The sequence below is a fragment of the Longibacter sp. genome, assembly GCF_051155795.1.
GTDB lineage: Bacteria > Bacteroidota > Rhodothermia > Rhodothermales > Salinibacteraceae > Longibacter.
Genome location: NZ_DAXETW010000143.1, coordinates 1 through 7,983 on the forward strand (window position 1 = coordinate 1; position 7,983 = coordinate 7,983).

Genomic DNA, 7,983 nt, shown 5'->3' on the forward strand with positions numbered 1-7,983 from the left:
TTTTCGTACTACTGGTTTCACCGGAAGTCTCACGAGATCCGTTTCTTCTGGGCGTCGCACGTCGTACACCACTCGTCGGAAAAGTACAACCTGTCGACGGCGCTCCGACAGACCTGGACGGGCAATATCACGGGCTCTTTTATTTTCTGGATGTGGCTGCCCGTCATCGGCTTCCACCCGATCATGGTGGTGACCATGCAGTCCGTGAGCCTCCTCTACCAGTTTTGGATCCATACCGAGACGATCGGAAAATTGCCGCGTCCGATCGAATGGGTGTTCAACACGCCGTCGCATCACCGCGTGCATCACGGATCCGAGATCAAGTATCTGGACCGTAACCACGCCGGCATCCTGATTATCTGGGATCGAATCTTCGGCACGTTCCAGCAAGAAGAGGAGCGCCCGACCTACGGTTTGACGAAAAATATCGAGACGTACAACCCCTTCCGGATCGCCTTCCATGAATGGATGGACATCTGGGATGACGCCACGCGTCCCGGCCTGACGCTGCGTGACCGAGCCGGCTACATCTTCGGCCCGCCTGGCTGGAGCCACGACGGCTCCCGGATGACAACGGAAGAAATGCGAACGCGGCAGCGCGAGGGGGACGGTGGTAAGGCGTGAATGTGGTAAGGTGTGAATGGGTGAATGTGTGTGAGTGGGGCGGCTGAACCGCGAGGGCATGTGTTATGAGTGGTGCGAGGTACAGGGTGTTGCGGGTCGCAGACCCTTCCCGAAGCAGAGTCTGATTCTTGAGTTTAGTCCGTCCCCTTCCAGGTCGTCAGGTTGCCGATGCGGGTCCAGGTGACGTCGGGGAAGTCGATCTCAATCCGCCCGTCGGCGATAAAGCGGCTACCCGCGTCCTCGGGGATGCGAATCAGGTCGAAGGGGGCACCGCGCTCCACGTCGGCGACGGCCTCCTCGACCATCTCAACGAACGGAGCCAGGCGCGTATCCCACTTGGCCATCGCGAAGCGGGTGTCGGGGTACCGTCGGACGAGGCTCTGAATCTTGTCCGGACCGACCTGCCCGGCCTCCCCCCAGAAGACGGGGCGTCCGAGGCGCATGTCCATCTGAACCACGTCCGGCCTGTACTTGTCGCCAATCCCCACCTCGACCAACAGGCCGGGATACTGCGGCAGGTACAGGGCCCAGAGAAACGCTTTCATCCAGACGTGTTCGATGCGTTCGTGCTTGTTCTTGACCAACACTACCTGCTCGCCGTGAGCGCGGAGCGTGAGTTTGCGGCGGAGAGACATTTGGAAGATGAGGAGAAAGGAAGAGGGGGCAAGGGGGAGAGTGATCGCGACGCACCTGGTATGATTTGGTAAGTTAGCAGTCGTAATACGGAAGAGGAGTGGATCCCGTCTACACTTTGAATCCACGCATCTAGACGACGTGCCGACTGTAAAAAGTGAACGTCTTTCCCACTTTCTCCCACACACCCTTTCCCCAAAATGGTCTCCCCGTCCCGGTTGCACGCTTACGAAAATCTGACGCGGATCCAGGCGACGGATGCCTATGTCGGGCGGCTTCAGATCGACGAGGAGGATCAGCGGGAACGTCGCCAGGCCCGGGAGCTGGTGGCGGGCGTTACACGTTGGCGCCGCCATCTCGATTTTCTCCTGTCCGAATTCTACGACGGGGATTTCGACGACATGGAGCCGCACCTACAGGTGATCCTGCGCCTGGGAGTGTATGAGATCCTCCACCAGGAGACGCCGCCGCACGCCGTCGTCGACCAGTACGTCGAACTGGCCAAGCAGGCCATTCGGCCCGGTGCCGGCGGTCTGACGAACGGCATTCTTCGGGCGATTCTTCGAAAGAAACACGGGCTTCCGAAACCGCGAACGGGCGACACCGCCGAGGATCTGGCGATTCGTCACTCCCATCCGACGTGGATGGTTCGCCGCTGGTTGAATCGGTTCGGACCGATGGATACGGCAGCGTTCCTGACCTGGAATAATCGCCGGCCGATGTTCTGCCTGCGGGTGAACACGGAGCGCGCGACCGTAACGGGCGTGACGCAGTGGCTCGACGAACACGATGTGTCATGGACCCCGTCGCCGTTCCTGGATGACGTGGTGCGCGTCCAGCGCCTGCAAGCGGTTGTACACAGCGACCTGCTCGACGATGGTGTGGTGTCCGTCCAGGATGAGAGCGCCGGCCTCATTGTTCGATGCCTGGACCCGCAGCCCGGCGAAACCGTCTTCGACCTTTGTTCTGCCCCTGGAGGCAAGACCGTCTACGCGGCCCAGCTTATGAAGGGGACGGGTCGCCTCCACGCGTTCGACATTCACGAAGGGCGCCTGGGCCTCGTCGAAGACGCCGCCGCCACGCACGGACTGTCGGAGGTTATCCAGGTAGAGGCGGCCGATGCCCGTGACCTGCCGGGCCGAGGGGACGCCTTCCGCGCTGACCGGGTCCTTCTCGACGTTCCCTGTTCCGGTCTCGGCGTGCTGTCGAAGCGAGCCGACCTGCGCTGGCAACGCAATGAAGATGACCTCGACGAGCTGAACCAGCTGCAGGCGGAACTTCTGGATGCCGCCGCCGACCTGGTGGCACCGGGCGGACGGCTCGTGTACAGCACGTGCACCATCGAACCGGACGAGAATGCAGCCCAGGTCGAACGCTTCCTCGCGGATCACCCGTCCTTCTCCCGGGAAACGGTCGCCGGGCTCATCTCGGACGAACTGGTGACGGACGACGGTGACTTCGCATCCTTCCCGCACCGCGACGCCATTGACGGAGCTTACTGCGCCCGGCTGCGATTTTCGGTGTGACGGCTTGTATGTGTGTAGGTCTGTATGTCTGTAGGTGTGAAGGTGTGTGCGTCTGAAGGTGTGTTATGTATGATCGGGCGTACGGGGTGCCCGGACGGTGGCCTTGTGGCTTGGGTCCGAACGCCCGAACGATCCAGCGTCCGAACGTTCATCGAACAAGGGGAAGCTGGATCTTTGGGGCACACCGGTTGTACGTTTGCGCGATGCGCCGGTCGACGACCGCGCCCGTCAGCTATTCTTTTCTCCCTCGCCGATCGCATGATCGCTCGCCGTTCCGTGCACATCGTTCTGATCGCCGGTCTGCTGCTTCTCGTTGCGGGAGGTAGCGCGGCACACGGGCAGCGCATTGCCAAGTACGGTGCGGACTTCCTCGCCGGCGGCGTCGACGCACGCGCCCTTGGGATGGGCGGGGCCTACGTCGCGCACGCCTCCGAGGTCACCGCCGGGTACTGGAATCCGGCGGGACTCCATCGAATCGAGTCGACACAGGTTGCCTACATGCACGTGAGCCGGTTCGCCGGGTCCGTCACGTTCGACTACGGCGGCCTGGCCGTCCCGCTTGATGAGCGGTCGGCTCTGGGAATCAGCTTTTTTCGGAGCGGCGTGAACGACATCGTCAACACGCTGAATGCGTGGGACCCCGTTCTACAGCAGCCGAAGGCGAATTATGAGAGTCTGATCACCACCTTTTCAGCGGCGGACTGGGCCCTCTTCGTCAGCTATAGTCGCCAGATCAATGACCGGTTGTCCGCCGGCGTCAACTTCAAGGGAATCCGCCGTTCAATTGGGGATTTCGCCCAGGCGTACGGCTACAGCATGGATGCGGCGGCCCAGTATCGCGTCGGTGCCTATCGCGTCGGGGTCACTGTCCAGGACCTGTCTACGATGCTCCAGAGCTGGAGTGTGAACCGGGAAGAGTTTCAGCTCAGCGGAGATGATATCAATCCCGACACCGGCGAGCCGTACACGTTCTCCGACGTGTTCGGCCAGGACATTCCGGAGGGCGGCACCGAGCTCGTCCTGCCGGTCGTCCGACTCGGGTCCGGGGCTGTCTGGCCGGTGGGCGAGCGGCACACGGTCACGGCGGGGTTTGACGTGGATGTGGCGTTCGACGGTCAACGGGCGTTCGTCCCGAACATGGGGGATGTGTCATTCCACCCGCGCGTCGGAGGCGCTTTCAACTACGCCGGCGTGGCTGAGGTGCGGGCGGGACTGCAGCGGATCCAGACCGGCGGAGATCTCGGCGGCATCACCGCGTCTCCCTCCGTCGGTGCCGGTGTCAAGCTCGACCGCATCTCCCTCGACCTTAGCTTCGGCGACTTCGTGGGAATCACCGCGGAGGATCTCGGGTTCACCTACCGCCTGTCGGCGATCATCCGCCTCCAACCGCCGGATGAGCCGTAGGCGTCGGGCGGTTTCCCGACGCCTTCGCCATCGACTCTGACCTTCCCGGTTTCTGTCATGGACCAGAACGACTATATCGGCATTGGCGCCAGCCTGGTGCTTCACGTGCTGCTGGGTCTGCTTTTTTCGTTTCTGACCGCCTCTCGCCCCGCGCCGCCGCAGCTTGGCTACGTGGAGGTCGAGTTCGGTCGGTTCCAGTCGGGCCGGCCGGTGGAGGCTGTCGACGAGGCGCCGGAGTCGTCGGCTCCTGAACAGGAAGAGCCGGAGCCCGACACGCCCACCGAGCCCGAGCCTGAACCGGAGCCCGTTACCGAACCGGAGCCCGAGCCGGTCGAGACCCCGCAGGAAGAGCCGCAGTCGGAAGAAACGATCCCGCCAACGGAGGAGGAGACGACGCCGCCGGAGCCGCAACCCGAACCACAGCCGGAGGAAGGGGCGGACGAACAGGAATCCGACGATGAGTCTGGAGCGGAGACCGGAGACCCGGGCGAAGGGGCAGACGAGCAGAAGTCGGCGCCCTACAACATCGAAGGACTGAACCGCGATCCGATCACGGCGCCGCTGCCCCAGTACACTGAGAAGGTGGACGCGACGATCAGCTTCATCATCCGCGTCGGGCCGGACGGACGCGTCGTGGGCCTCATCCCCGCGCGCATGGGCGGCAGCCCCGAGCTCCAGAACGAAGTCAAACGCGTCCTCAACCGCTGGCGCTTCAACGCCCTTCCCCCCGGCGCCCCGCAGGAAGTCCAGCGCGGTACGATTACCTTCACCTTCCGACTGGAGTGACTGCGGTATGGATGTCTGAGGGTGGGCGCGAGCCTCCCAAGCAAGAGGATTCATTCGCACCCAACGCCCACACCCCTTCCCCCTTTCCCAAACCCCTCAACCGATCCGTCTTATGCCCGACGTTGACACCCCGCCGTCGCTCGATGTTCATGCGTTGTACCGCGCCATGCTGGTGCCGCGCGTGATCGAGGAGAAGATGCTTCGGCTGATCCGGCAGGGGCGCATCTCCAAGTGGTTCAGCGGGTACGGGCAGGAGGCGATCGCGGTCGGGACGGCGTGGGCACTGCGAGAGGACGACTACATCCTCCCGATGCACCGAAACCTTGGCGTATGGACGACGCGGGGCGTGGAACTGCGCCCGCTCTTCTGCCAGTTGATGGGGAAGGAGGGCGGCTTCACGAAAGGACGCGACCGCACCTTTCACTTCGGCCTGCCGGAGAAGCATATCATCGGCATGATCTCCCACATGGCGGCCATGATGCCGGTCGCATGCGGGCTCGGGCAGGCATTTCGGTACCGCGACGAGGATCGCGTCGCCGTCACCTTTTGCGGGGACGGTGGCTCCCGAGAGGGCGACTTTCATGAGGCGTTGAACCTCGCCGCCGTCTGGGATCTGCCGGTCGTATTCCTGGTGGAGAACAACGGCTACGGCCTGTCGACGCCGACCGGCGATGCGCTTGGCACAACGAACATCGCCGAGGCCGCCCGCGGGTACGGCATGCGAGGCGAGAGCGTCGATGGGAACGACGTGCTGGAGGTGATCGACCAGGTCGAAGCAGCGGCGGGCTACGCCCGCTCGAACGGTCCGGTGCTGCTCGAAATGAAGACCTTTCGAGTGCGCGGCCACGAGGAGGCGTCCGGTACGACGTACGTGCCGGATGAGCTGATCGAGACGTGGGAGGAACGCGACCCGGTCGACCGCCTGATCCGATTTGCGCTTGCAAACGGGCACATGCAGCAGGGGGAGGTAGACGGGCTTCGCCAGGAACTGGAGGCGGAGATCGACCAGATCGCCGAGTGGGCCCTGGAGCGACCCGAGGTGGAAAGCACCGTCGAGGCGGAACGGGCCGATCTTTTTGCGCCGTTTCCGGACGATTCGCCGCTCGCCTTCGACCTTTCGCACGTGGCCCCGGACGGTCCGAGCAGCGAGAAGCGCTTCATTGATGCCATTCAGGACGGCCTGCAGCAGGCAATGGAGGCCGACGACACCGCGCTTGTGATGGGGCAGGACGTCGCAGAGTACGGCGGCGTCTTCAAGGTCACGCAAGGCTTCGTGGAGCAGTTCGGGACAAAGCGTGTCCGCAACACGCCGATCATCGAGAGCGGAGCCATCGGTGCGTCCCTCGGCCTTGCCGTGGAGGGCCTCAACCCGGTCGTCGAGATGCAGTACGCCGATTTCATCACCTGCGGCTTCAATCAGACGGTCAACAATCTGGCGACGACCCATTACCGTTGGGATCAACCGGTGGGCGTCACGATCCGCGCCCCGATCGGGGGCGGCATCGGGGCCGGTCCGTTTCACTCGCAATCGATGGAAGCCTGGTTCGCACATGCGCCCGGGCTGAACGTCGTCTTCCCGAGCTCGCCGGCGGATGCGAAGGGGCTGCTGATGGCATCGATGGCCGAGCCAAACCCTGTCCTGTTCTTCGAGCACAAGAAATTGTATCGATCCATTCGCGAACAGGTGCCGGACGCTCCGTATCGGCTCCCGCTCGGTACGGCTCGTCTGGCGCGCGAGGGATCGGATGCTACCATCGTTAGCTGGGGCGTGGGTGTTCACTGGGCGCTCGAGGCGGCCGGTGCATGGGCGGAGAAGGGCGTCGACCTGGAGGTCGTCGACCTTCGAACGCTCGTGCCGTGGGATCGCGACACCGTTCTGCGATCCGTCGAGAGTACCAACCGGCTTCTTGTTCTTCACGAGGCCACGCGGACGGGCGGCTTCGGGGCGGAGGTCGCAGCGGACATCACGGAGGCAGGGTTCAAGCACCTCGACGCGCCGCCGATCCGAGTCGGAGCCGAAGACCTTCCCGTGCCGTTTGCCCGTAATCTCGAGCGCGATATCTTCAGTGCCAAGTCGAAGCTGGACGCTGCGATCGAACGTTTGGTCCGCTTTTAAACATCACCCTGCATACGCGGCGCCCCGAGCTCGCGGTGCCGACGCGTCTCATCGCTCCAGAGGTTTTGGCTCCAAGGGGTTCATCGATGCGCGCCGTGGCGTCCAGGGTGGAACTGTTCGGCTCCGCAGTGTGTGACAGAGGACGATGAGAAATCGGCTTCCATATCGCCTGATTGCCACGACACTCAGCCTCCTATTATTGGCGGGTGTTCTTGTCCCCGTTGTACAGTCCGCCTGCGCCGCGCACATGCAGCAGGGTGCGGACGATAGCATGCACGGGACGTACGCATCCCCTGCAGCGATGAGCGACGGAGAGCCGATCACCGCGGGGGATTATCAAGCGGCCCCTGCACAGAGCGGCGTCGGCCTGGATCACTCGCACAGAGTACAAGGGGGGAGCTCCGAGGATCTTAACGGCCTCGCGCATCACGAACCCCCGCCGTGTGAGCCGGTGCCGGCGCCGTGCGCGGACGACTGCCACTCGTGCTGCATCGTGGAGTCGTCGCCGAGCACCTGGTCGACAATACGCGTCGTGGAACATGCTGCCGGGAAAGGGGATGTCCCGCCCCGGTACGACGTAGTCACGCTCATCGCCCCGGTTGAGGTCAGACCTGCGGCACGGCCTGACGCACACCGGCCTGTCCCCACATCTCCCGTACGCGTCCACGTCTGGACGTCCACGTTTCTAACGTAAATCTGGATCGGTCCACCGGTGCTCCCGCTGTCGCAGGAGGGCCGGTGATGTGCTGCCGACCGCTGTCGATGCATTCCCCACCGCCTGTTCGTCTCCCTGGGAGACGTGTATCCGCGCGGTAGAATCGGATGCTCAACACCCCTCCCTGGCCCCGGTCGGTTCGGGGTCTCCGTTCCAGATTGCTATTGTCGTATGTCTTA

The 7,983-nt window shown here is 63.5% G+C and carries 6 protein-coding genes; 5 read left to right on the top strand and 1 reads right to left on the bottom strand.

Features of this window, described 5'->3' with window-relative positions; genetic code table 11:
- Positions 1-624 (top strand): sterol desaturase family protein (locus tag ACFCU0_RS13810; RefSeq protein WP_434974266.1); only part of this gene is annotated, 624 nt, incomplete at its 5' end.
- Positions 625-758: 134 nt separating this feature from the next.
- On the opposite strand, the gene ACFCU0_RS13815 is transcribed toward ACFCU0_RS13810, so the two are convergent.
- Complete coding sequence (locus tag ACFCU0_RS13815; RefSeq protein ID WP_434974267.1) at positions 759-1,259, bottom strand: hypothetical protein; 501 nt, start codon at positions 1,257-1,259, stop codon at positions 759-761.
- A 198-nt stretch (positions 1,260-1,457) separates the two neighbouring features.
- On the opposite strand from ACFCU0_RS13815, the gene rsmB reads away from it, so the two are divergent.
- The 4 genes from rsmB (at position 1,458) to ACFCU0_RS13835 (ending at position 7,089) form a co-directional block, all read left to right on the top strand.
- Positions 1,458-2,783 (top strand): 16S rRNA (cytosine(967)-C(5))-methyltransferase RsmB, encoded by a 1,326-nt coding sequence (gene rsmB / locus ACFCU0_RS13820; protein WP_434974268.1) that lies wholly within the window; start codon positions 1,458-1,460, stop codon positions 2,781-2,783.
- A 258-nt stretch (positions 2,784-3,041) separates the two neighbouring features.
- Positions 3,042-4,187, top strand: coding sequence for a PorV/PorQ family protein (locus tag ACFCU0_RS13825; protein WP_434974269.1), 1,146 nt, complete (start codon positions 3,042-3,044; stop codon positions 4,185-4,187).
- Positions 4,188-4,244: 57 nt separating this feature from the next.
- Positions 4,245-4,973 carry an energy transducer TonB family protein gene (locus ACFCU0_RS13830; RefSeq protein ID WP_434974270.1) on the top strand — a complete coding sequence of 243 codons (729 nt, stop codon included), beginning with the start codon at positions 4,245-4,247 and terminating at the stop codon, positions 4,971-4,973.
- A 112-nt stretch (positions 4,974-5,085) separates the two neighbouring features.
- Positions 5,086-7,089: an alpha-ketoacid dehydrogenase subunit alpha/beta gene (locus ACFCU0_RS13835; protein WP_434974271.1), complete on the top strand. Its 2,004-nt coding sequence runs from the start codon at positions 5,086-5,088 to the stop codon at positions 7,087-7,089.
- The last annotated feature ends 894 nt before the right edge of the window (positions 7,090-7,983 follow it).

Coding starts and splice junctions, on each gene's coding strand:
- rsmB (WP_434974268.1), top strand. CDS start 1,458: ATGGTCTCCCCGTCCCGGTTGCACGCTTACGAAAATCTGACGCGGATC.
- ACFCU0_RS13830 (WP_434974270.1), top strand. CDS start 4,245: ATGGACCAGAACGACTATATCGGCATTGGCGCCAGCCTGGTGCTTCAC.
- ACFCU0_RS13825 (WP_434974269.1), top strand. CDS start 3,042: ATGATCGCTCGCCGTTCCGTGCACATCGTTCTGATCGCCGGTCTGCTG.
- ACFCU0_RS13835 (WP_434974271.1), top strand. CDS start 5,086: ATGCCCGACGTTGACACCCCGCCGTCGCTCGATGTTCATGCGTTGTAC.
- ACFCU0_RS13815 (WP_434974267.1), bottom strand. CDS start 1,259: ATGTCTCTCCGCCGCAAACTCACGCTCCGCGCTCACGGCGAGCAGGTA.